This window comes from Chroococcidiopsis thermalis PCC 7203 (assembly GCF_000317125.1).
GTDB lineage: Bacteria > Cyanobacteriota > Cyanobacteriia > Cyanobacteriales > Chroococcidiopsidaceae > Chroococcidiopsis > Chroococcidiopsis thermalis.
Map to the genome: position 1 here is coordinate 462,937 of NC_019695.1, position 24,018 is coordinate 486,954.

Consider the following 24,018-nt stretch of genomic DNA (forward strand, 5'->3'; position numbering starts at 1 on the left):
TGACATTTGTAGGGGCGCTTTCTCTGTGCGCCCCTACAGATCTGTGGTTTACTCAAGACTAGTGCCTTCAGCACTGATAAAAAAACCCCTCACCGGAGTGAGAGGCTCAACCATAACCTAAGCTATTTAAATCGCCACAGCGATCGCACCTGCTAAAGCAGCAAAGAATGCCGAAACTGTTGCCGTACCAAACAACCACCAAGCAGCTGAAGCCGCCGCCTTGCGCGTCTCTTCCGCTTGCTTTTCTGCCTGTTCTTTTACTTGCTCCAATCGCTTCTGTGCTTCGTGCTGAATGCGTTCTGCTCTTTGCAGCACGTTGTTACGCGCCGACTCAATTCGATCGATAATTCGATTCGCATCCGCCTCCGAAATATCCTCGCGGGAACTCAAAATCGCTACATAAGTATCTCGATTAAACGAAGATAGCCGTCCGCGCAAAGCATCAAACCCAGCTTGCGGGTCGTCAAATAACTTGCGCATATCCCTCTGAATGCTGTCGTAATTCAACTCTGGGCGATCGAGCGAATTGAGATAGCTGCGAATGCGCTCGAATACGCTGTCGATCGCATCTTGAATCCGCCGTTGAATGGCTCGTACCTGATCGACAAAATTATCGCGTACAGCTAATACCTGATCGACAGTTCTAGCTGCTTCCGCATCGGACATATCACCCCGCATCTTCAACAAGTCAATTAACGTCTCGCGATCGAAGTGAGACAAGCGATCGCTCAAACTCTCAATTCCCACTTTCGGATCGCGTAACAACAAAGACAAATCCCGCTTAATGCCTTCTGGATTGAGTTCGTCTTTACCTGTATGACGTAAATACTCTTCCAAATAAGTTTGGAAACTCTGAACTCTTTGTTGCGTGCGAGTTGCCAGACGACGGGGCGCTTTGATAATATCCCGAATCGAAGTTTGCATTTGATCGACAATTTGGTTGACTTGCTCCTCGCTCAAATCGCGCCGCTGGCTCAATAACTTCACCAGGGTTTCTCGATCTACGTGAGACAAGCGCCTTCTGAGGGCTGCCGATCCCTCTTTCGGATTGGCAAACAAGCGCTGAAAGTCGCGCTGAATTCCTTCTGGATTCAACTCTTCTCTACCAGTGTTGCGCAGGTAATCGGCGATCGCATTCGTCACCGAGTCGTATTGTTCCTTCGCTTTACCCACCAAAACTTGCGGTGCAACCCGCACGTTGTGCCAAGACCCCTCAACTTGGTTAATAACTTGGTTGATCTGTTCTTCGCTCAAGTCTTGGCGCTGATTTAACAGTTGTACCAGGGTTTCGCGATCGAAGCGAGACAACCGCGCCCTTAGTGCTGCCATCCCCGCTTGCGGATCTTCTAGTAAAGTCTTCAGTTCAGCCTCAATTGCATAGGGATTCAATTCATCTCTGCCAGTGTTACGCAGGTAAGATTCCAAGTTCAGCCACAGGGTTTCAGCTTGATATTTTGCCTGGTCTGCCAGTCCTTTAGACTCAACTAAGACTTTTTCGCGCTGTGCCTCCAACCGATCTAAAATTGGCTCTATCTCTTCTGGGGTAATATCGTTACGTTGCAATAGGACTTGTCGCAACGAGTCCCGATCCCACCTAGCTAGACGCAAACCAAGAGTTTCGTAATCGACATCCGAGTCTTCTAATAACGGTTTGAAGTTACGCTCAATTCCTTCTGTAGTTAAGTCTGCTTTACTCGTTGTCAGTAGATAACTCTCTACACGGTGCTGGAGTTCTTGGACGGCTTCCCTTTCTTCAATACCTCTTACTGTGGTCAAGACATCTTGACGAATCAGTTCCAAGCGATCGGCTATAGTTTGAATTTGAGCTTGGGTCAGCATTCCCTTTTGTTGCAACAATCGGGCAAAATCGTTGCGAGAAAGTTGCTCGATCTGTTGCCGGACTGCTCGTGGATCGGCTGCTGGATCGTAGAGAACGTCGCGGAATTCCCGATCCATCCTGTCTTGACTTAATTGCCAAGTATAAGTGTTGAGCAGGTAGTTTTCTACATCCGCCCTAATGGTCGTGTAGGGAACTTCAGCAGATTTCATTCCTGTTTGAGTGGCAACCTTGTCTACTCCCTCGGTGACTTTATCTCTAGCCGTGAGGAGCGATCGCAAGATCTTCTCCACATCTAAATCTGATAGATCGGCACGTCCCATCACCATTCCCATCAGGGTGTTGATTCCCGTTTGCAGCGTTTGCTGTACTGGACCTGCGGTGGCTTTGTCGGCTTGGTCTGCTTGTCTTTGGTCGGCTTGCTTAGACGATCGCATTTCTTCTGTGAGTCGATCGATCTTGGCGTTCAACTCGTCCGTCCTAGTTTGTCCCGGCTGCACGGACTTGAGGTATTCGATCAACTCATCCATGCGATCGCGTTTGGGTTGTTGGTTCGCCACCACCTCCCGCCAGACGCTTTCTAACTGATCGGCAATTTTATTGACTTCACGTTTTGATAAATCGGTACGGCTGCTGACGAGATCGATAAACTTTTGGCGATCGATATTCCGCAAGTCATCGGTTCCGGCAAGATCTGCCAGTTGCGGATCGCGTAAAATTGTCTCAAATTCTCTTCTAATCTTTGTCGTGTCCATCTCTGGCGGACGCAGCATGTCTATATAATCTTCCAGGTTCTCGCGAATTGTCGTCGGGTCGATCGCGCTACCTAGTTCTCGCCGCACCGCCGCAGCTGCCGCTTCTGCTGTCTGTACGACTTGCTGATTGACAGCTTTTGCTCCCATAGCAGCAGTAGCCGTTCCCATAATTGCTTGAAAACCCGAGGTTGCCGTATTCACGACAGAACCAACCAAGGAACCGACTGTGGTGGAACTAACCCACACCAGTAGTAAAAAGTAAGCTCCCCAAATCACTAGACCGAGAACTGCTCCCAGTCCTACATCTACGCTCAGCAGGCTTAAACTAACGGCAAGAAAGCTAGCGATGAATAGAGCAATGCTGACAGTTATTAACGTCCAAATACCTACTGCCGTACCAATTTTACGGATCGTTCCCCCCACACTCCCAGATTCGCTGCTACCTGAATCTGAGTCTGATTGCCGTCCTAAATAGGAAATCCCAGCAGCCACAGAGAGGTTTGTTAATACAAGTTGTACGGCAAAGGCAAGAATCACTCCTGATATTAAAGCAACAAAAAATCTCGGACCCGAAAATACAAACGCTGCCTCTGCTGGTGTCGTCACACCCCCATCTGGTGGAGTTAACTGTGCCAGCCAGGAGAAAGGTTTATATAGTCCCAGTAAAATTTCTGGATTCTGAAACATGGTTTTTCCTTCTTTTGTGCTGTGCTGAGCGTCTAAATACAATGTGAGGAGGAAATATAGGAGCTAAAAATACTATTTAACCCCGTAGCTTAAAAATGCTGCATTTAACAGCGTCAAACATCCACCCCAAGTCTGAAAGCTCTGCCTGTAGTGGGATGAATTCAGATTTACTTCTGAGGCGAGTAAATGTATTCAGTAGCGTTTATGTACGTCAAGATACTAATTACAAGTTGTTAACAATACCAAGCGATCGCTTCATCGCGATTTACACCGTCTATTGATAGAATTCCTCCTGAAAAATTCACTTTATATTAGTCCTAGAGAAGTGCTGCTAGTTTGTACCTCTAGACAGAAAGCAAGAATTAAATTCCCCTTTAAATTAAAGATATGTGAAGCGGCTTTATTAGGAGCAAAAAATGGAAACTCGTGAAACTCGTCCAGCTACAGATGTACCACCAGTTGCTAAAGCGTACAATGGCGTAGACAGAAACGCATTCATCTTTGGGTTGAATCCTCAAGCCGAGCTATGGAACGGACGTTTGGCAATGATTGGATTTCTCGCCTATTTGATTTGGGACTTAGCAGGCTTTAGCGTTCTGCGCGACGTACTACATCTCATCGGTTACTAGATTTCTCAAACCTCCCTTTTTCAGGGGGGTTTCGCTCTACAAATCTTACCTTTTTTCAAAGATTCAATCTAACAGTCTCTCTTGAAACGTATTTAGGAGAGACTGTTATGCTTTTTACAAAACTTGTTTTACAACACTTTCGGTAAGCGAAACCAGAACTGCGCTCCCCCTTGAGAATTGGTTTTATAGCCGATACTTCCACCCCACTGCTCTACTGTAATTCTACAGAAATATAGCCCTAAGCCAATTCTTCCCGGTCTATTTTTGCCTTGGGAAAACTTTTGAAATAAAGTTGTAGCGATTTCTGGTTCTATGCCAGAACCCATATCGTCAACTGCGATCGTCATGAAATCTCCCTCTTCTGCGATCCCAATTGTCACCGCAGAGTTTGGTGGACTGTGCCTGTAGGCGTTTTCTACCAAGTTCGTTATCGTTCGCTCCAGACGTGACTTTTCTCCTACAACTTTCCATTCTCTGGTTTTATCAACATCGATTTGTAGCCGTAAATCGATCTGATTGAGAAAGAAAACTGGTGATAAAGCATTCACAACTTCTAAAACGCAAGCTAGCGCATCTGGTGCTTGTTGTGGATCGTTTCCCACCCCTTCCAAAATCTCAATTTCAGCTGCAAAAGCATCTAAAATTTCTCGAATTAATGTCTCTTGTTTTTGACACTGCTTTTTACCAATATTTAAGTATTCTTGCGCTTTAGAATTAAGGTTTTGGAGTGAGAGTAGCTCGAAACAATACTTGATTCCCGTTAACTGTCCGGCTAGATCGTGAACGATACAATGAATTAATACTTCTTTTTTTTGAATTTCTTTTAACAAATTGTAGTAATTTAAACTGTTTTCTCTGGCTTTTTGGAGTAAAAACTGATGCTCTTTATAATTAGAAGCAATTAATAATATTTTTTTCTCATTTAGACAAACTGCTGAAGCCTCTAAATAAAATTCTTGTCCTGATAAGTCCGTTTCCGTCCACAGTCCAGATTTAATTCTTCCCGATTGATGTTTCTGCCAAAAGGCTTCTGCGTCGATCAAAAAATTATCGAGTACGGGAAATTTATGTCCCGGCATCAACTGTTGTTGTAAGTCAGTATCTCCATAAAATTGTACGAACCAGATAGGTGCAGTACCGATGAGCTTGAATGAATCATACTCCAATCGTTCTAGAACAACGACATTTAGTGCCGCAAATAGCTCATCTATGATGCTTTCCTCGCTCATGCTACTAAAAACGTAAAGATAGGGATTGGTTCGCTAGCAATGTCTTTAGATATAGTATGACTTCTCCTGAAGCGAGTTTGCATCTCACCGATGCGATCGTATGTGTTGCGATCGATCGCGATCGCGTTAGGAGTTGCTTGAAATCCTAGCTGTTCTACAATTGCCATGCGATCGCCAACAGCAATCAAAGTTTTTTGATTCTGACTACCAGTAATACCCACAATCAGGGAACCAGAAACAATACTGATGCCGACACTAAATGCAATGCATTTATCGACTTGCCGCACCTGACTCATCTCTCGTACTATTTCTACAACTCGGATCGCTGCTTCAATCGCACGCACCGCAGGCGAACCAGTCACTGGAAGTATGCCAAACAAACTTGTCACAGCATCCCCAAAACCTTTACTTACTATCCCACCTCGATCTAGTAACGGTTGCACGATCGTGGAAATATATGAGTTGAGAGTGGCGATCGCTTCTGCTGGTGGGTAATCTTCAATCGAGGAGTTGAGGCTGCAAATCTTAGCTAATAAAACAGTCACATCTCGGCGATCGCCTTTCTCTAATACCGCTACTAATTCCTCAGATAAGTTGGCTGCAACGCGATCGTGTAGGCTTTGTTCTAACAAGCGAGAGTGATGTTGGCGAATTAAACTCAAATCGTTGCCTTGTTGCTGAAGGATGCTGTATTGATGTTCGTATCGACTTGCATCCAGTAATAGTATCCAGTCACCTTCATCTGTAGAGAAAATGTGAACCTCGGCAGCAACTCCCGACTCCATTTTTATGCAAGGTAAGATAATTGGCAAGTTCCGAAAGGGTAGCAATCCCGCTAAAAATAAAATCTTTTTTTCAACAATTTCTCCTCGTTCGAGATGATGCAATCCATACAATGATAATTGACCTCCCCAGCTCACTAAACAGCCATCCTGCACTAAAAAGTAAGCCGGACAACGACTTTCAAAAATTGACTCTTGAAAGTACTTGGCTATGGATCTAGGGAGGTGAGACATCCATTGCCTCCAGCATTTGTTGTGTGAGTTTGGCGAAGGCTTCTTCTACCCCTGTAGCCGTTTTAGCACTAGTCTCGATCGCCGTCCAGTTTTTCTGTATAAGACTATCCACTACTGAATCCTCTATTTCCCAATCACCTGTTAAATCTGATTTATTCAATACCAATATAAAAGGAACTTTACCAATAGTTTCTTCTACCCTTTGTTGTAAAGATAAGGCTTTATCTAAAGTATAACGACGGGTTCCATCCACGACTAAAAAATAACCAGATGCACCTCTTAAATAAGACATTTGCAATTTCTGAAACTCGTCTTCGCCGTGGATATCCCACAAAATTAGATTGACCTCTCTATCGCCAATTTTAACTAGTTTCTTATCAATTTTCACTCCTACGGTAGAATGGTATACTTCTGAGTAAATACTTTTAACGAATTGCGCTACTAAACTCGTTTTTCCCGTAGCAAACGCACCGACCATACATATTTTTTTTTGAATCATATCTCAAACAGCAAATTTTTTCTAGGGTGCATCCGTTAAAAATACCTTAAAAGAAACGCGACGATTCATTTCTCGATTGTTTTGGCTAGCTTTTTGTTGCCAAGGTTCTTGCGCTCCCACGCCAATTGTCGTTAAATCAGAAGCTCTGATTCCTTGCGAAACCAAGGTTGATAAAATTTGCTTTGCTCTAGCTTGACTGAGAGACATATTATGCTCGGTCGAACCATCGCTATCTGCGTGTCCTTTAATTTCAATGCGTACATCCTTATTCACAATTGGAGCTATCTTTGTGAGTTTTTGAATAGCTGCAACGACCTTTTCTAATTTCTGTTGCTGATTTGGTAAAAGCTGCGGGCGATCGTTAACAAATAAGAGAATTTCTCGTTCTAATTCAGTTTTAGTTTTGAGCAATTCTTGAAGTTCAGTTTCAGTCAGATGCTCTGTCTGTAACTGCGTCACTCCAGGGAGATTAGGCGCAACTTTTTTTGCTTGCGCAATCCACTGTCGCGGTGCAATACCAGTCATATAAAGAACGCCATTGCGATCGACTTTCAAACTCGTGGTTTTTGGTGGCTGTAATAATTTTTCCGCTCTTTTCGTAACAAATTGCGGCTCTAGAGAGATGTAAGGTTGCCAACGACTGACAACATTTTTAGGATCGATCTCTGCATCTGAGATTAATTGAATGGGGTCAGCAGCCAACGGATCGCGCAATCCCGATATATAGTATTTGCCAAAATGACTATCAGCACTGACGACAACTATTCCTGCTTGCAAGTTTAATGTATTTAAATATGCCTGCCACTTTTGTCGGGCTTGAAAAGACATAAAACTCCACCATCCCAGCGTACACAAGAGTCCGCCGATCAATAATAATAAAAGCGGTGAAGGTTTATCTGAAGTTGTTTGATACTGGGATTGAAGGCAATTTTCTAAATAAGATTTACTGGCTTCAAATGGAGTATCGTCGCCGCGAAAATTCAAAAGTGGCTGGTAAAATTTCTTATGAATTGTTTCTAGGGTGGCTTGAAAGTTTTCTCTTAATTCTTTGGGTGCATTACCGCGAATTATGCCTGCTAAAATTGCTTGGGGACCTTGCTCGATCCAAATCGTCAATTCGCCAAATTCTAGTGCGTCTAACCGATCTTGTTGCTTAACCTTAAACGAATCTTGCACGAAATCTTGAATTGCTTTTAACATAGCTGCAACCAGATCTGCATCTTGTGTAGCAGTCGGATCTACTGCCAAGCTATGTAACAACAGTCCAGTCTGACGATGAATCAAAAAAACTTCTTCTACCCGATAAACTAGCGTTCGCAGCAAGACAACTTCGGCAAAAGACTTACCAGTTTGCATTGCTTCTAAGCGCCAGCGAAAACTCCTTGGGGTTAAGCTATGATCGAGTGCTTGATTAAAGGTGGCAACAAAAGTTTTCAGTGCTGCCATTGCAGCTTTGCGGCTAGCAGGTCCGATGATGGGAAACAAAGCATCGGACAGCGTATTCAAGTCTCTTCTAACAGAGGTTTGAATTGCTTGTTCTACAGTTGGGACGGCGGCTTGAGTCAGTTGGTCGTCCTGTAATGACCTGAGAATAATCGCCTCTGGCAAAACCCGACTCACATCTTCGACTCGGAGTTGCGATTTATCGAGTTTTGCTTGGAGTTCGGGACCGAAAAGTAAATCCCGTAATTCGGCGATCGCTTCCTCTTCGGTAGTAAAATTCTTGTGGGGCGGTGGTTGCGATCGCGCTGTTGGTGTCTGTGGCTGTTGCTCCAATACTATCTGACGCAGTTGAGCTAAGACTTCTACTTCAGCAGCAGTGAGATGGGTGTCTTGCGATCGATCCAACAGACTCTCTAGCTCAGTCAGTGCCTCAGCTTCAGAGCTTGAAGTTCTGTCAGTAGATTGGCGACGAGAAGAGTCAGTCATTTGCCGAGCGTTTCCTAATATCCCCCATACTCACATTGAATTGTATAGCCACCTGTAGTCAAGAGGACATGAAACACCGACAAATCTTATACAACTATTTAAAGCAAGTATTAAAGGAGTCATATGATTTTAACCACAGCCAGCTTAGTTGGCGACAAGCGCGTCGTCCAGCATCTCGGTATTGTCAGTGGCGAAGCGATTCTAGGGGCAAATATTTTTCGCGATTTCTTTGCCGGCATTCGGGATATTGTCGGTGGTCGCTCGGCAGGTTACGAGCGATCGCTCAGAGAAGCGAAAGATACTGCTATGCGCGAGATGATTCAGCAGGCTGAAGCTCTCGGTGCTAATGCGGTAATTGGCATCGATATCGATTACGAAACCATTGGTGTTGGCAATGGCGGTAGTATGTTGATGGTAGCAGTCAGCGGTACTGCTGTCGTGTGCCAGTAATCATGTCGATCCCTCTACTTCAAATGGAGCTAAGCGGATTCGAACCGCTGACCCCCTCAATGCCATTGAGGTGCTCTACCAACTGAGCTATAACCCCGCACAAATGCGTTTTTTATTATGCCTTAAATCTCTCTTTGCTGTCAATGCGCACTATTCAATCATTTTAAGCATTAATATCCGCGTGCTAAGTAGCTCATGCAGTTTCCCATTAAAAAGTAGACAACTAACATGGCTGCGGCACTAGCTGCCACTAACACCCCTGCCAGCATCATCGAAAATTCCTTCTTCGCAAACGCCTCTTCCATCAGGTGCAGCGACCAAGCTACTAAAGCTACGTCAAAAATGAGAATAACTGTCAGCATTTTTTAAGATATTTTAAAACATATTTCATATATCTTAACTAATTCTCAGGAACCTGGTCTTAATTAGAGGTTAAGTTTTTCTTGCTACAGAAATTTGGCAAATTTATAATACCAATTAGATCTAATTAAGACGTATGGGGCAGTTGCGATCGCTCAAATAAGATTTGATTTGTCCTACACTCAGTTGACCGTAATGCAGCAACGAAGCTAACAAAGCAGCTTCAGCTCTCCCCTCAGTCAAAGCAGTGTAGATATGCTCGCAGTTCCCCGCACCACCAGAGGCGATAACTGGGATTTCTACAGATGAGGCGATCGCGCCTGTTAATTCTATGTCATACCCTGCTTGAGTGCCATCGGCATCCATACTCGTTACCAACAACTCCCCAGCACCCCGTTGGGCGACTTCCTGCGCCCATTGCAGAGCATCTATGCCAGTGTTCTCCCGCCCACCACGAACGTAAACGTCCCAGCCAGGATTATTGACATCCTGCCGTCGCCGTGCATCAATAGCCACTACTATACACTGATTGCCAAAGCGATCGCTGGCACGATTAATTAGGTCTGGGTCTTTAACTGCGGCGGAGTTGATGCTAACCTTATCTGCTCCCGCTCTTAACAAATTTTTAATTTGTTCTAAGGATTGGATGCCCCCGCCGACAGTGAGAGGAATAAACACTTGCTCGGCAGTGCGATAAACTACATCAAAAATAATGTCACGGTCTTCGTGGGTCGCAGTAATATCCAGAAATACCAACTCATCCGCCCCAGCTTCGTTATAAACTTTAGCCAACTCCACCGGATCGCCTGCATCTTGGAGATTGACAAAGTTTACCCCCTTCACAACCCGCCCCGCCTTCACATCCAAGCAAGGCAAAATTCTTTTAGCTAACATAGTTCGCCTTTCCAATGACTCCAGAGATTATACATATATAAATGGTGATGGGTAATTGGTCATTGGTAATTAGTGGTTGTTGGTTGATAGTAGACGTTACACTGACCAATGACTAGTTATCAGTTATCAGTTATCAGTTATCAGTGAAGAAAGGAGTCAGGAGTTGATTAATCTCCTCAGCTCCCTCAGCAACCTTGCGCTTCCTCAGCTCCCTCAGCTCTCTTCTTCCCCTAGCCTCTAGCCCCTAGCCTCTAGCTCCTAGTTATGGCAATTATCTCCTCTAAACAACCGTCAGAACCTTCTAAGCCTGCAAAAAAGCAACAGAAGAAACCTCAACCTCAGCCTGTCATAGAGGATTTGTTGCAACCGCAGGCAACTGTGGAGGAACAAGGCAAACAAGAACAAAGCTTGCGCCCCCATACCTTTGCCGATTACATCGGGCAGAAAGACTTAAAGGAGGTGCTATCAATTGCGATTCAAGCCGCTAAAGCAAGAGGAGAAACTCTAGATCATTTATTGTTATATGGTCCGCCTGGATTGGGTAAAACTACGATGGCGCTAATTTTGGCGGGAGAAATGGGAGTAGACTGCAAGATTACTAGCGCCCCAGCTTTAGAAAGACCTAGAGATATTATGGGTCTGCTGGTGAGTCTCAAACCAGGAGATATTCTATTTATTGATGAGATTCATCGCCTGTCGCGGATGGCAGAGGAAATTTTGTATCCGGCGATGGAAGATTATCGTCTGGATATTACGATCGGTAAAGGAGCAAGTGCCAAGACTCGCAGTATTACGCTACCTAAATATACTTTGGTAGGAGCGACAACCCGCGCTGGGGCGCTATCTTCGCCATTACGCGATCGCTTCGGTTCGGTGCAGCGGTTGCGGTTCTACGAACCAGAGGAGTTACGTAAAATTGTCTTGCGGACGGCTGAGTTATTGCAAACACCAATTAGCGATGACGGGGCGTTGGAACTTGCCAAGCGATCGCGAGGTACGCCACGTATTGCCAACCGCCTGCTAAAACGAGTGCGAGACTATGCCGAAGTCAAGGCAGCAGGTACAATTACGCAAAATGTAGCCGCAACAGCTCTAGAATTATATCAGGTAGACCCTTGCGGTCTAGATTGGACAGACCGAAAAATGCTTAGCGTGACGATCGAACAATTTAATGGTGGACCCGTGGGTATAGAAACCCTAGCGGCGGCGACGGGCGAAGACATCCAAACAATTGAGGAAGTCTACGAACCTTATCTGATGCAAATTGGTTACTTACAACGGACTCCTAGAGGTCGCGTCGCCACTCCTGCGGCGTACAAGCATTTAGGTTTGAAACTACCCAACGAACAACTATCGTTACTGTCGCGGTCAGATTTATGATTTACAACCCCAGTTGGACGCGCTTCAATACGGACAAGATTGAATTTGTCAGTGCCAATCTGCGCGTCTGCGTACTGACACTTTTACTCAGTGCGCTATTCATAGTAGGGTGGGTAGAACCAGCTGTTGCCCAATCACCACCGCCAAATCTGAGTGCAGAACAGTTACAAAATCTAGAGAAATTAGCGAACGAGGCTTTTACTCTGACTGAAAAAGGTAACTTTCCCCAAGCTGAAACTTATTGGACGCAAATTATCGAAGAATTTCCCACCAATGCGGCAGCTTGGAGTAACAGAGGCAATTCTAGAGTTAGTCAAAATAAATTAAATGAAGCGATCGCCGATTATAACAAAGCAATCGAACTTGCCCCAGGCGTGACCGATCCTTTCTTAAATCGGGGTGCGGCTTTGGAAGGTTTGGGAAAATGGGAAGATGCGATCGTCGATTATAATCATATTTTAGAAATCGATCCTAACGATGCAATGGCATATAACAATCGCGGGAATGCTGAAGCAGGTTTGGGAAAATGGGAAAAGGCGATCGTCGATTACAAAAAATCTGCCGATACTGCCCCTAATTTTGCTTTTGCCCGTGCCAATTATGCCCTAGCTTTATATCAAGATGGTCAAAAAGATAAAGCCCTGCGCGAACTGCGAAATATAATTCGCAAATATCCTCAATTTGCCGATGTTCGTGCTGCTTTGACTGCTGTACTTTGGGAACAGGGAAATAAGGGAGAAGCAGAAAGTAACTGGGTTGCTGCTGTAGGCTTAGACCCTCGTTATAAAGACATTAACTGGGTCACAAAGATTCGCCGTTGGCCCCCCACTATGGTTGCAGCTTTAGAAAAGTTTCAACAGCTTAAGTAATAATATAGGTTGTCTTTTTCTTGAACTGCTTTTTGTTTATGTCTAAAAGCTTTAGAGACTATATACTTCTTGAAGTGTGCAACAAAAACTAAAGCTTTACCTGAGTTTGCACGATAGCAGCCTTTAGCACGTAAATAATGACATGACTCTAATTGCTCGAAAATTTAGCTAATTTGTTAAAATCACACGTAGAGGCTCGATATTCAAAAAACAGAGTTTATGTCAATTGTCATTTCTCTGAGTCCAGAAGTAGAAGCGCAACTGCGGGAAAAAGCAGCACAACAAGGACAAGATGTAAGTATTGTTGCGGCTGAATTGATAACTGACATTTTAAAGTGGGAGTTGCAAGACTCTGAGGAAGCTATTGCAGGTATTCAGCGTGGATTAGATGATTTTGAAGCGGGACGTTCCCGTTCGTTTCAAGAATTTGCTGAGGAACAGCGCCTTAAATACAACCTGTCAACTGATTTGTGAGTTATCGTATCGAAATTTCTAGTGTGGCAGAGGGAGAAGTAGATAGTGCATTTCTACGAATATCTCAAATAGCATCATTATTTTAGTCAAGAAATTCGTCAACTTATCTACGGTAAAGGTCGTAATTCGTACCGTATTCTTTTCACTATTATTGAGAATAATGAAGTGGCTACAGTTCGCATTCTCCACATCCGACATGCTGCACAACAGACTTTAGGAGAAGGTTAAAAATATATAAGGGCGCACAGATGTACGCCCCTACGAATGTATTGTAGATCGATGCTTATCCTACAGGTAAAGAAGGGCGATCGCTCATTAAAGCTTTAGTACTCGATTCACCCGCACGTTGGATCTGGCGCGTCATGCGAATCGTACAGAGAGTGACTGCACTCCACTGTCCTAATAGCGCCAAAAAGATAGTTGTATTGCTGGCTTTTTCTAACGCAAACCAAGCAAAAGGTGTAAACAACCACAAACCAGGAATTTGGTATGGCGAGATTGATAGAACGGTGAGAATGGCTGTAGGTAATAGAATGACTGTACCCAAAGCCCCAGCAATCCACAAACCTTGCTTTTGCGCCCGCATAAATGTTAAAAGTTGGGCGATCGCAGCACAGAGCAGTAACAAATTACCACCAATAACCATACTCAAGAAAGCAGGCTGTTTGTCAATCGGTTGTAAGACAAAGGTAATCCAAAGAGTTAAAGTCGTAGCAGCAATAGCTAAGTTTAGTGCGATCGCGACTATAGCTGGGCTTTTTTCTCCCCACGTCAAATCTTTGACTAGCAAAGAACTCAAGAACTTTTGACGATTGCTAACTCTCTCCCGTCGATATCTTGCCCAATCTTGCAAGGTTTGACGCTGCGGCGTGAGAGTTACAATCAAACAGATAAACAATACCAAGTTGTAGACAAGCAATTCTTGAAAGTTATGCCCGAGATTGGTTGAATATCGATATTTAGGTGTTGTAGCAGCAAATGCAACTAAGATCGTCTCCAAACTTGCCACCATCAAGTAACTTTGACTCTTACTAAAAATGGTTTTACTAGGATTATGGAACCGACGCTGCAAAGCTTGCCAAATCCAGTACGTCCCAACCCCAAAGTTGAGAACTGCCAAACCCAATGTTGCCCACAACGCATCGCCTATAGGCAGATAGAATAGTTCTAAATCTGCCGTGCTAAGCAGCGACAAACTATAGTTTTCTAGTTCAGTTGCCTTAGCGATTTGCTCAAAAATCAAAAATGGTGAAAACAAATTTAGCCAGTCTAACGGTGTATGAAGTACAGGTTTGGCAGTGGCAATAAATAGACACACAAATGCTGCACCGCTACCTAACCAAGCTTGAAATCCACCTAGCCAAGCACTCACTAAACCAAATAGTAAAGCAGCACTGAAAAAGAAAATACAGCTAGCAACTACTAGTCCGTAAAAGCTGAAAATTAAACTTAGAGGAACGTGCGCCCCAATCCCGGCGATTAAATGCAGTGGTACAGCCAGACCCACCACAATATACAGCAAACTTGGTACACCCAATAGTTTGCCAATTAAAATACTTTTAGCTGATTGAGGGCTGAGGCGAATAAAATTGAGCGTGTCTCGACGTTCTTCATTAGCTAAGTCACTAATCAGCGTGTAAGTGCCTGCTAAAATGAGGGCAAAAACACCAAACTTACTGACAGTGTAAAATACATCCCACCACCACATCTGCCAATTAATCAAAAGATTTCCCGCAGCATCTGTGAGACATTCAGGTATGGAATATTCCCACTGGTCGCCAGTACATAAAGGATGACGAGTTGGCATTGACCAACCTTGACTAGCAGATGGTAATTTTGCTTGAAATATGCGAAATAAGAAAAACTGTCCCAGTAAAGAAATAACTGTCGAAATAACTAAATTGCGCGGTTTAAATCTCCCTTTAATCTCCCGCAACAACTGAGGGTTTTTATCCCCCAATTTGTCTATCCAACTTAATCTCATAAGAATAAATCTCCCGTTCTGGTAATTGGTAATTGGTAATTGGTAGTTGGTAATTGGTAGTTGGTCCTTTATTAGCTGTCACTTCTGAGTTTTAGCTTTTGACTTTTGACTTACCCCTAACCCCTAACCCCTAACTCCTAACCCATAGTTAAGACGCTTGCTGGTGTCCTAGTTTGAGGAAAATTGTTTCTAAGTCTTCCTGAGTACAATGAAATTCAGATAAAGGAACGCCAGCTGCAATTAGCGATCGCAATAAATCCGCACAGTCTTCCTGATTTCCAGTAAAATCTATCTGCACCCGTCCTCCTGGTAACACCTCCCATCCCGCTACGAGGGCGTGATTATTCAATTCTGCTGTTAATCTGTCGATTTCTCCCAAGGTTGTTAAGAAAATTTGCTGGCGAGCCAGCCGTTGGTATAACTGACTTAATGTTGTACTCTCCACTAGAAAGCCCAACTCCATAATTCCCACAGAAGTGCATAACTCTGCTAAGTCGCTTAAAACGTGGGATGAAATCAAAATGGTCATTCCCGCTTCTTGCAATACCCTAATAATTTCCCGAAATTGCCTTCGGGCGATTGGGTCAAGTCCCGAAACGGGTTCGTCTAATAGTAATACAATCGGTTCGTGGATGATTGTTCTTGCCAAGCTCAGGCGTTGCTTCATCCCCCGCGACAGGGTAGCAATTAAGCTGCGACGTTTTTGACTCAATTGGACGAGTTCTAAGACTTCTCGCAAGCGTTGACTGCGGCGCGGTTCTTTCAACTTGTACAGCCGCGCAAAATAGTCTAGGTAGTCCCAAACGGTGAGATCGTCGTAGAGGGGAAAATCGTCGGGTAAATAACCCAGGCGTTGTTTGAGAGTAGAATTGTCGCGATCGCCTACCAAGCGATCGCCATTGATGTATATTTCTCCCTTAGTTGGTTCCTCGGCTGCTGCTAACATCCGAATTAGCGTTGTTTTACCTGCACCGTTCGGTCCAATTAAGCCGTAGACTTCCCCAGCCTGAACTTGTAAATCGACGTCGTTCACCGCAATGTGGCGATCGAATTGTTTCGTCAGCCCACAAGTGCGAATTGCCAGTTCGTTGAGCATGGGTGCTAAGTTTGGGAGACAAAAGGGTGAGTCAGCGTCATGAACGCAACTTCACTATCGGATAGCTTAGCTTGCTTGGATCTATTTTGTCAGTAGGGTTAAATGCCGATTGTGACAAAAAAAGTCGGAAGTCGTAGGGGCGGTTTTTTTGCAGATCCCTGAAACAACAAATAATTATTCTGATAAACCCGCCCGTATAGAAGTCGAAAGTCGCAGGGTGCTGGAATTTTACATATCTAGTACAACTGCTGTATCGGATTTATCGCAGATTGCAAGAAATAGATTAACTCAGAATTTTTCATGCGACGAGATTCGATATTCAACAAACTTTTTCAACAATCTCCTACTTTGCTATGGCATTTTACTACGACCATCGAGAAGAAATCGATCTGCGGATCGCTGAAGCAGAAGCTATAGCAAAAGCAGAACGAAGTAAAAATCCTTCGCTGTTGCAAGCAAAGCTTGATGCGGCGAGAAATTATGTCTGAGTGCATTTGGTTCCATCTGGATGAAAATGTCGCTTGATTTACTACCAACCGATCGAGCCAATAATTGTAAAAGGTTCACCCCTTTGAAGTCTTAATCTTCCATCGTCGCATCAACTTCATGCTATTGAGATTGGGATGCTATTTGTGCTCAGGTCAATCTTTCAGTCGATCTCATCAATTGTGTATCGAGTTCTGAATACTGAGAAAACAAGCTGTCAATACTGGCTAGCTTCGCTTTATAAACTAGTGCTGTAGCAATAATTAAACGATCGAAGGGGTCTTTGTGAACAGGCGATCGGCTAACAGCTTGGTAAGCGATTTCGGCAGTCAGTGGAAACAAGGTAATACCTGTTGGTTCCAAAGCATCCTCAAGCCAGCGATCGACGCTACAAGGCAATTCTAGCCGCCTCCTTTGCTGTGCTAAAGCGACCTCATAGCAGGATACAGGTGAAACACCTACTTGGTCAGCAGTTTCGATCGCCTCTCGCCAGTGAGATGGAAATAGCTCGAATTCCTGGGTGACAAACCAAATCCAAATATGAGTATCTAGAACAATTACTTGAGACATTCCCAGTCTTGTTCTTCAATCACAGGACTAATCAAATCACCCAAGGTTTTACCTTTACCTGCGATTGAAGCAGGAGGAGTCCGACGCTTTACTGATGGCGTGGTATCTTCTAAAATCGTCACAATTACACGGGCAGATGATGGTTTCGGCTCGTCTGTTAACCATTTTAGTTGACCATTTTCAATCATCGCTACGTAACTTTTAAGCATTGTTATGTCAATATCTTACAAAAATTATTTTATGACCTTACGATTGAGTCTACTGACTTTATGAACTATGCTTAATATGCAAACTATCTGGTAGTTTTTCTGGTAGCGATCGCCAACGAAAAGTCAAAAGTTAAAAGTCAAAAGTCAAAACGTCTTCGATTCGCAATGGCGATCGCTGTTTGAGCGAAGCAGAAGCGGAACGGCAACGGGCAGAACACTAGCCCAACGACTGCGGCAGCTAGGAGAGGAGTTGTAGGGGCGATCGGCTAGATCGAGCTAGTTGAATTTGTTGTTTAGGTGTGAAGTTAAGGTTTCTTAACTAAGTACTTCTCGATATCATCCAATACGGCATGAGATGCAAAAAAATCAAAGCCGTACCAAGTATGGAAATCAACAAGATACACTCGATCGCGTTGAACAGCTTTAATCTTTGACCATAGGGGTTTGCGTTGAAAATACTCAAGGGTAGAGCGATCGTTTTCTCTGTATGTTCCAATAAAAAGAACATCGCTATCAATTTCGGCTAAACTTTCCTCAGAAATTGGTAATGCTAGCTGATTAGACAATTTAGGAGACAATAACCCAATATCGTTCAATATTGTGCCAGAAAAAGAATTTTTAAGATTAAGATATCATCCATTACTAACATGGACAAATGATGCATGAAATGGCTGACTGTAGTTTTTTTGTGGAGCGTCGTGCAAAGTCCCTAATGCCTGTTTCAGTTTTTCCACTCTTTGGTAGTAGCCTTTCAAGAGTTTGTCAGCTACTTCTGCTTTCCCAAAAACCTTTGCAGTTTCTTTCAAGTGTTGTTTCCAATCTCGTGAAATTTCTGCCCAGGGAACTAATACAGTAGGAGCAATTTGTGACAGTTGCTTGTAGATTCCTCGCATTGAAGGATCGGAAACACTAATAATAAAGTCGGGCTTAATCAGCAGAATTTTCTCTAAATTGGGCTGACTAGAAAAACTATGTAAAGCAATGCCTTCGATTTTCTCTGCTAAGTGCGGAGTAGGTTCTAAGATACCCTCTCTAGGAGACCATATTCCTGCGGCGATCGGCTCGATCCCTAAAGCAACGGTGTTAGCAAGACTCAGAACATCTAAAGCAAAAATTCGTTGAGGATTGAGCGGAACGCAGGTTTCTCCCATTGGATGTTGTACAATGCGACAATTTTCTGCTGAAGATGTTGGAGATGTGGCATCTTGGTAGCTACTTTGACTACAGGCGCAAATCAGCACAAATGTCACAATTCCCAAACATAGTAGATAGGTAAGATGGTATAGAAACCTCTTCATGAAAACCCTAACTCAAAACTCCCAGGAAATTGTTCCTTGCACGGTGAACGGCACACCAGGATGAACGCGCAAGTCATTGAAAGCACTTTCAAAATAATCAATGTCGAAGAGGTTGTTGAAATTGAGGGCAGCACGGAATACGTTTCGCTTGTAGAAGATGGCAGCATTTGTGATTAAGTAGCTAGGGACTTCAAATGTATTCTCTCTATCTCCGGCGCGATCGCCCACATAAAAAAGTCCCAATCCAAACCCCAAACCTTGCAAATTCCCCCGTTGAATTTCATAAGTTGTCCACAAGCTGGCAGCATGAGGAGTTGTTTGTTCTACACGGTTGCCGATTGAAATGACGTTATCTTCTGTGACTTCGGCATCATTGTGAGCATAACTGGCAAAAATATTCCACCCAGGTAAAATTTCACCTGCAAGATTAAGTTCGACGCCTCGGCTGCGCTGTTCCCCTGTTTGAACCTCGAAGCCTATATTATCGGGATCTTCGGTTGTAACGTTCGATTGGGTGATGTTATACAACGCCAATGTAGTCGAAAGCCTGTCGTTTAAATCTGCTTTAACTCCGATTTCAAACTGAGTCCCTCTAGTCGGCTCAAATTCGCTACCATCAAAGGCTTGACCGATGGATGGCTCGAACGAGCGACTGTAGTTAGCGTAGAGGGAAATAGGCGGAATTGGCTGATATAAAATACCCAAACGGGGACTAAAAGCATCTCCCGATTGATTTGTTTCTGTATCGGCGATCGAGTCTGTGTCAGTTTGCTCAAAGATATCGAATCGACCGCCTAAGAGTAGCTTTAAATTGTTTGCGATCGTCACCTGGTCTTGCAATATTAAACCAAGTTCTTCTGTCTCGTTCTTGTTATCATATTCAGACCCAGGTATGACTGCTCCAGGTGGTTGTCCGTAAATTGGATCGAATAGATCGAGGGGAGCGATTTCTCTACTTTGACCGCGAAACTCGCCACTTATTCTACCCAAATCCAAGCTAAACAATAACTGATGTTGGATTGAACCCGTTGCGAAATTACCAACAACATCGGTCGAAAGCCTATAATCGCTCTGCTCAGAACGTTCATAGAAATATTCTCTTTCCAATGTCCGATTATCAGGTAAAAGCGCAGTAGGGAAAGTTCCTGCATCATCACCGAAGTAACCAGAAAAGTATCTAGTATATTGAAAAGCATTTCTGAACGACCAATTCCGATTAAATTTATGCTCTAATGTGTATCCAATTCTGGTACTTTCAGCATCAAGAGTACCTTCATTGACGTTGCGATCGCGGGGTATTTCTCCATTAGGATTAGAACGTATAGTTCCAATTAAGGGCAATCCAAAAGTAATGGAGTCAAATTTGACATCTGCGTAGCGACCTTCAAGGGTTAATTTTGTATTTTCTGTGAACGCAAAACTCACTGCCGGAGCAATTACTAGACTTGTGGTTTTGGTCAAGTCAGTGAAAAAGCCTTGATCTCGGTAAGACGCATTCAATCGATACAGGACATTCTTAGATTCGTCTAATGGTCCAGATAAATCCACTTCACCACGATAAAAATCAAAATTACCAATAGTTGCCTCGACGAAGTAGTAAGGATCGCGCAGTGGCTGTTTTGTCACCAAGTTGACTGTACCCCCTGGCGCTGATGAACCAAATAAAATCGAGTTGGGACCCAGAAGGACTTCGATTCTGTCATATCCTGTCAGGTCAGAGCCAATGCTAGAAGAATTTAATGAGTCCTTGAAACCATTCACCGTTAATGAGGGAAAAAATCCCCGAACTTGCAACCGCAATGAGTCAAAGTTAGTAGGTGCTGAGTTACGGACGCTTGGGGCATTGAGGAGCGCACTAGTAAGGTCGGCGCGTTGGTCGCGTAGCACTTCTTGGGGAATGACTTGAATCGACTGGGGAATCTCCCGCAAGGGTGTGTCGGTTCGAGTTGCAGTTGATGTATTAGGTACGTTGTACCCTGTTTCTTGTTCCCCTGTAACAACAATTTCTTTTTCCTCGTCTTCCCCTACCACTGGTTTATCAGTTTCGCCCGACGGTGCTTGAGGTTTTTGTCCCTGTGGTGTAGAAGATGCTGCACTGGCAACGCCGAAAATTAAACCCTCCGTCGGACTGTCATACAACTGAATTGCTGGTAAACCCGTCGCACCTGTCACTGTCACCCGAATATTGTTACCAGCAGTCTGAGTTACGCTGACACGAGTAATCCCACTAGCTGGGTTATCTTGACGAAACTCTTGTTTCTGGGGTAGAGCTAATACGGCATCGGGAATGTTAGCAATATATGACTTTCCTAAAGCGATCGCCCTTGGCTGGAGTGCTTTACCTTGCGGAGTCTCTAATATTACCTCAATTCCAGTTTCAGTAGGGTTGAGTCTCACACCCGTGACTTGAATCGGAGACTGGGCGAGTTGTCGATCCCCCCAACCCCCCTTGATAAGGGGGGCATGAGATTTCGCGTTTTCCCCTTTTGCTTCGTTGCCTATCTCCTCTGCTCCAGCAGGCGGGACAACTAACCATAAAACCACACTAGCCATCAACAGCGATCGCCACAGATGATTTGACATCACACCACACTAAAATTTAGGAATCTTTTGCAATAGTAAGAGAGTACCGAAGTTAGCGCGATCGCAAAAGATACATTGGTGGGATAGCGGGAACTTTTTTGGTGGGCTATACGGAGCATTTATGTCGCATGAGAAACTCTCTAGGGCTAACTCCAAACTGCTTGCGGAAAGCAGCAGCAAAGTGGTGGCGATCGCTAAATCCCACCGCTTTCATCACTTCTGATACTGCCATTTGTCCTGTTGTTAGCAATTGACGCGCCTGCTCTAGTCGATATTTATGTAAATAGGCAAACACAGTCGTACCAAAAACCTGCCGAAATCCGCGCTTGAGCGTGTATTCATTCAGCTGTGCCTGCCTCGCTAAATCTGGTAGGGAAGGCGGCTGGTGTAGGTTTTGTAACAGCAGCGTTCTGGCGTAGTGAATCCGCTCCAAAGTTCCTGCATTTAGTGGCTTAATAGTCCGTTCTCCCTGCTGAATTTCGCTTTCTTGCCCCAAAACTAGACTGACTAACTCTAGTGCTTTGCTCTCCAGATACATTCGCTTCATAATTCCCTGAAACGGACACTGCAAGATTTGCCACATTACGCTTTCCATTGAGGGGGTAATCTTAGCAACGCGGGTGTAGCGTTCTCGCTCATTAGGTCTAATGAGTTGCTGAAGTCCCACAGGCAATTGTCCGTTGGAATTACCAACGAACGATCGCAGCGTTTCGGGCTGCATGTAAACCGTCACCTCCAAAGCCTTTTGCTTTGGACCAACGTTCGATTCTTTCGGCGCAAGTCCGCTACCGTAAAGCGCAAATTCTCTGTCATCAACGATTGTCTGTTTATCCTCATGCTGTCCAGACAGATGACAATGAAATTTTAATCGGCTTGGGAGTTCGGGGCAATGGAGAATCAGGCGATCGCACAAGCGAAAATTTGTAATTTCTAACCCTAACCCTTCACGTAGCTCGATCCACCGCATGTATCCATATCCGACTAGTTGAGGAAGTTGCCAAGTAACATCTAACGGGTCGAAAGGATCGTATTGGACAGTTTCGTTTACTTCTTGTTGCAGATCTTCCCATGCTTGCAGCGAGATGGTGATGGTCATTATGTTGCTTGAGCAAGTGATATTTGCAAATCAATAGCAGATTTTTCTTAATAAGAAACTTTATTATTTAATGAGTCAGAATAGCAAGTGGAGCAGAGTATAATCCAGAATTTGCGCTCCGTTTCCCTGCTACGATAGTTAACCCGATAAGTCTTTATCCAAATCACCCAATATGTCACAGCAGCAATACCGAATCGCGCTTTTACCTGGGGATGGCATTGGTCCCGAAATCATCCAAGTAGCGGTAGAGGTGCTAAAGCTGGTGGGAGAACAACTAAATATTGGATTTACGTTTCAAGAAGCCTTAATTGGTGGTGCAGCCATTGACGCTACAGGCGAACCCTTACCAGAGAAAACATTGGAGATTTGTCGTCACAGCGATGCGGTATTATTAGCCGCGATCGGCGGTTACAAATGGGATAACTTACCGCGCCACCAGCGCCCTGAAACGGGGTTATTAGGACTGCGATCGGGTTTAGGTCTATTTGCCAATTTGCGCCCCGCCAAGATTCTGCCACAGCTAATTGATGCCTCTTCCCTGAAACGAGAAGTCGTAGAAGGGGTAGATATTATGGTGGTGCGAGAACTGACAGGGGGAATTTACTTCGGACAACCCAAGGGCATTTTTTCCAGCGAAACAGGAGAAAAGCGGGGAGTCAATACGATGGCTTACGCCGAGTCAGAAATCGATCGCATTGGACGAGTTGCATTTGAAACAGCTCAAAAACGCAGGAACAAACTCTGTTCTGTCGATAAAGCGAACGTGTTGGAAGTTTCTCAACTGTGGCGCGATCGCATCACTGCCCTTGCCTCAGAATATCCCGATGTCGAACTCACCCACATGTATGTCGATAACGCTGCCATGCAGCTAGTTCGCAACCCGAAACAATTCGACACAATAGTTACAGGCAACCTTTTCGGTGATATTCTCTCAGACGAAGCAGCTATGCTGACAGGTAGTATCGGGATGTTACCCTCCGCTAGTCTAGGTGCTAGTGGTGCAGGAGTTTACGAACCCGTCCACGGTTCCGCCCCCGACATTGCCGGACAAGACAAAGCAAATCCTCTAGCACAAGTTCTCAGTGCTGCTATGATGTTACGCTACGGCTTAAACCAACCAGAGGCAGCCGATCGCATCGAGCAAGCAGTATTAAGAGTTTTAGACAGAGGCGATCGCACGGGCGATATCATGTCCCCTGGTATGAATTTACTGGGCTGTCGGGCAATGGGTAAAGCACTGATTGAGGAATTAACCAAAGGATGATAGGTAATTGGTTATTTGTCATTGGTCATTGGTCATTAGTCATTGGTAGTGATTCTTCATTGATAACTGACAACTGACAACCAAAAAGGGTGACAAACCTGGATGCACCAGCTATAACTTAAGAATAATTTTAGATAGAGATGGAGCAATTTTGTGGTATATGCTGGATCGCGGAGAACTGAAGACCCCTCTCATCCCCTAAATTACCCTGTGTTGATCGACCCTACAATCTTGAAAGTAGCTCGTCAAATTTACCGCGACTACTGCGAAACTCACGCCTCAAATGCCAAGCGCCCATCAGGAGTTGTTGTCAATCAATTAACTTATCAGGGTAAGGTTCTCTTTTCCACTCAACCGATCCTGTTACCCCAAGAACGCTTCATCCCCATCGCCCAAATCGAAGCAGAAAACCCATAAGTTAAGT

The 24,018-nt window shown here is 44.4% G+C and carries 21 protein-coding genes, 1 tRNA gene and 2 pseudogenes; 9 read left to right on the top strand and 15 right to left on the bottom strand.

Annotated features, from left to right (window positions below):
- Nucleotides 1-126: 126 nt before the first annotated feature.
- Entirely contained in the window at nt 127-3,279 is a 3,153-nt protein-coding gene (locus CHRO_RS02065) for a hypothetical protein (RefSeq protein WP_015152515.1), read from the bottom strand.
- Between the two features lie 416 nt (nt 3,280-3,695).
- Between CHRO_RS02065 and CHRO_RS02070 the strand changes: the two genes are divergently transcribed.
- Entirely contained in the window at nt 3,696-3,908 is a 213-nt protein-coding gene (locus tag CHRO_RS02070; protein ID WP_015152516.1) for a chlorophyll a/b-binding protein, read from the top strand.
- Between the two features lie 128 nt (nt 3,909-4,036).
- On the opposite strand, the gene CHRO_RS02075 is transcribed toward CHRO_RS02070, so the two are convergent.
- Genes CHRO_RS02075 through CHRO_RS02090 form a run of 4 tightly spaced genes read right to left on the bottom strand, consistent with a single transcriptional unit; the run spans nt 4,037 to nt 8,581 of the window.
- Nucleotides 4,037-5,137 carry a sensor histidine kinase gene (locus CHRO_RS02075; RefSeq protein WP_015152517.1) on the bottom strand — a complete coding sequence of 367 codons (1,101 nt, stop codon included), beginning with the start codon at nt 5,135-5,137 and terminating at the stop codon, nt 4,037-4,039.
- A complete protein-coding gene (locus CHRO_RS29370; RefSeq protein ID WP_015152518.1) occupies nt 5,134-6,153 on the bottom strand; it encodes an adenylate/guanylate cyclase domain-containing protein in 1,020 nt (339 codons plus the stop codon). The genes CHRO_RS02075 and CHRO_RS29370 overlap by 4 nt, the downstream gene beginning before the upstream one ends.
- On the bottom strand, nt 6,137-6,652 hold the full coding sequence (locus CHRO_RS02085) for a Rab family GTPase (RefSeq protein ID WP_015152519.1): 516 nt from the start codon (nt 6,650-6,652) through the stop codon (nt 6,137-6,139). The genes CHRO_RS29370 and CHRO_RS02085 overlap by 17 nt, the downstream gene beginning before the upstream one ends.
- Nucleotides 6,653-6,673: 21 nt before the next feature.
- Nucleotides 6,674-8,581 (bottom strand): OmpA family protein, encoded by a 1,908-nt coding sequence (locus tag CHRO_RS02090; protein WP_015152520.1) that lies wholly within the window; start codon nt 8,579-8,581, stop codon nt 6,674-6,676.
- Between the two features lie 123 nt (nt 8,582-8,704).
- Here CHRO_RS02090 and CHRO_RS02095 point away from each other — a divergent pair, with 123 nt between their 5' ends.
- Nucleotides 8,705-9,031: a heavy metal-binding domain-containing protein gene (locus CHRO_RS02095; protein ID WP_015152521.1), complete on the top strand. Its 327-nt coding sequence runs from the start codon at nt 8,705-8,707 to the stop codon at nt 9,029-9,031.
- Nucleotides 9,032-9,055: 24 nt separating this feature from the next.
- Here the strand turns inward: CHRO_RS02095 and CHRO_RS02100 are convergent.
- From CHRO_RS02100 to hisF, 3 genes are all read right to left on the bottom strand, one after another.
- Nucleotides 9,056-9,128 (bottom strand) — tRNA-Ala (locus CHRO_RS02100).
- Nucleotides 9,129-9,201: 73 nt separating this feature from the next.
- Nucleotides 9,202-9,393 (bottom strand): hypothetical protein, encoded by a 192-nt coding sequence (locus CHRO_RS02105; RefSeq protein ID WP_015152522.1) that lies wholly within the window; start codon nt 9,391-9,393, stop codon nt 9,202-9,204.
- Nucleotides 9,394-9,514: 121 nt separating this feature from the next.
- The gene (gene hisF, locus CHRO_RS02110; RefSeq protein WP_015152523.1) at nt 9,515-10,285 is read right to left on the bottom strand and encodes an imidazole glycerol phosphate synthase subunit HisF; all 771 of its coding nucleotides are present in this window, start codon (nt 10,283-10,285) and stop codon (nt 9,515-9,517) included.
- Between the two features lie 264 nt (nt 10,286-10,549).
- Between hisF and ruvB the strand changes: the two genes are divergently transcribed.
- The 4 genes and pseudogenes from ruvB to CHRO_RS34680 all read left to right on the top strand — a co-directional run bounded on the left by ruvB (nt 10,550) and on the right by CHRO_RS34680 (nt 13,236).
- Nucleotides 10,550-11,665, top strand: coding sequence for a Holliday junction branch migration DNA helicase RuvB (gene ruvB, locus CHRO_RS02115; protein ID WP_015152524.1), 1,116 nt, complete (start codon nt 10,550-10,552; stop codon nt 11,663-11,665).
- Nucleotides 11,662-12,534, top strand: a complete 873-nt coding sequence (locus CHRO_RS02120; RefSeq protein ID WP_015152525.1) for a tetratricopeptide repeat protein — start codon at nt 11,662-11,664, stop codon at nt 12,532-12,534. The genes ruvB and CHRO_RS02120 overlap by 4 nt, the downstream gene beginning before the upstream one ends.
- A gap of 219 nt (nt 12,535-12,753) precedes the next feature.
- Nucleotides 12,754-13,008, top strand: coding sequence for a hypothetical protein (locus CHRO_RS02125; RefSeq protein ID WP_015152526.1), 255 nt, complete (start codon nt 12,754-12,756; stop codon nt 13,006-13,008).
- Nucleotides 13,005-13,236, top strand: a pseudogene (locus CHRO_RS34680) (hypothetical protein). The gene CHRO_RS02125 and the pseudogene CHRO_RS34680 overlap by 4 nt, the downstream one beginning before the upstream one ends.
- A 55-nt stretch (nt 13,237-13,291) precedes the next feature.
- On the opposite strand, the gene CHRO_RS02130 reads toward CHRO_RS34680, so the two are convergent.
- Both CHRO_RS02130 and CHRO_RS02135 read right to left on the bottom strand, forming a co-directional pair.
- Complete coding sequence (locus CHRO_RS02130; protein ID WP_181824254.1) at nt 13,292-14,968, bottom strand: ABC transporter permease; 1,677 nt, start codon at nt 14,966-14,968, stop codon at nt 13,292-13,294.
- Between the two features lie 172 nt (nt 14,969-15,140).
- Entirely contained in the window at nt 15,141-16,088 is a 948-nt protein-coding gene (locus CHRO_RS02135) for an ABC transporter ATP-binding protein (protein WP_015152528.1), read from the bottom strand.
- Nucleotides 16,089-16,441: 353 nt separating this feature from the next.
- Here CHRO_RS02135 and CHRO_RS34145 point away from each other — a divergent pair, with 353 nt between their 5' ends.
- Entirely contained in the window at nt 16,442-16,576 is a 135-nt protein-coding gene (locus tag CHRO_RS34145; RefSeq protein WP_015152529.1) for a hypothetical protein, read from the top strand.
- A gap of 148 nt (nt 16,577-16,724) precedes the next feature.
- Here CHRO_RS34145 and CHRO_RS02145 read toward each other — a convergent pair whose 3' ends face one another.
- The 5 genes and pseudogenes from CHRO_RS02145 to CHRO_RS02165 form a co-directional block, all read right to left on the bottom strand.
- Entirely contained in the window at nt 16,725-17,144 is a 420-nt protein-coding gene (locus CHRO_RS02145; protein WP_015152530.1) for a type II toxin-antitoxin system VapC family toxin, read from the bottom strand.
- Nucleotides 17,132-17,353, bottom strand: a complete 222-nt coding sequence (locus tag CHRO_RS02150) for a hypothetical protein (RefSeq protein ID WP_015152531.1) — start codon at nt 17,351-17,353, stop codon at nt 17,132-17,134. The genes CHRO_RS02145 and CHRO_RS02150 overlap by 13 nt, the downstream gene beginning before the upstream one ends.
- Nucleotides 17,354-17,658: 305 nt before the next feature.
- A pseudogene (locus CHRO_RS33655) lies at nt 17,659-18,651 on the bottom strand (iron-siderophore ABC transporter substrate-binding protein).
- A 12-nt stretch (nt 18,652-18,663) separates the two neighbouring features.
- Nucleotides 18,664-21,234, bottom strand: coding sequence for a TonB-dependent siderophore receptor (locus CHRO_RS02160; RefSeq protein ID WP_015152532.1), 2,571 nt, complete (start codon nt 21,232-21,234; stop codon nt 18,664-18,666).
- Between the two features lie 106 nt (nt 21,235-21,340).
- Entirely contained in the window at nt 21,341-22,330 is a 990-nt protein-coding gene (locus CHRO_RS02165; RefSeq protein ID WP_015152533.1) for a helix-turn-helix domain-containing protein, read from the bottom strand.
- A gap of 172 nt (nt 22,331-22,502) precedes the next feature.
- On the opposite strand from CHRO_RS02165, the gene leuB reads away from it, so the two are divergent.
- Nucleotides 22,503-23,594 (top strand): 3-isopropylmalate dehydrogenase, encoded by a 1,092-nt coding sequence (leuB, locus tag CHRO_RS02170; protein ID WP_015152534.1) that lies wholly within the window; start codon nt 22,503-22,505, stop codon nt 23,592-23,594.
- A gap of 153 nt (nt 23,595-23,747) precedes the next feature.
- Complete coding sequence (locus tag CHRO_RS02175) at nt 23,748-24,011, top strand: hypothetical protein (protein ID WP_015152535.1); 264 nt, start codon at nt 23,748-23,750, stop codon at nt 24,009-24,011.
- Nucleotides 24,012-24,018 lie beyond the last annotated feature (7 nt).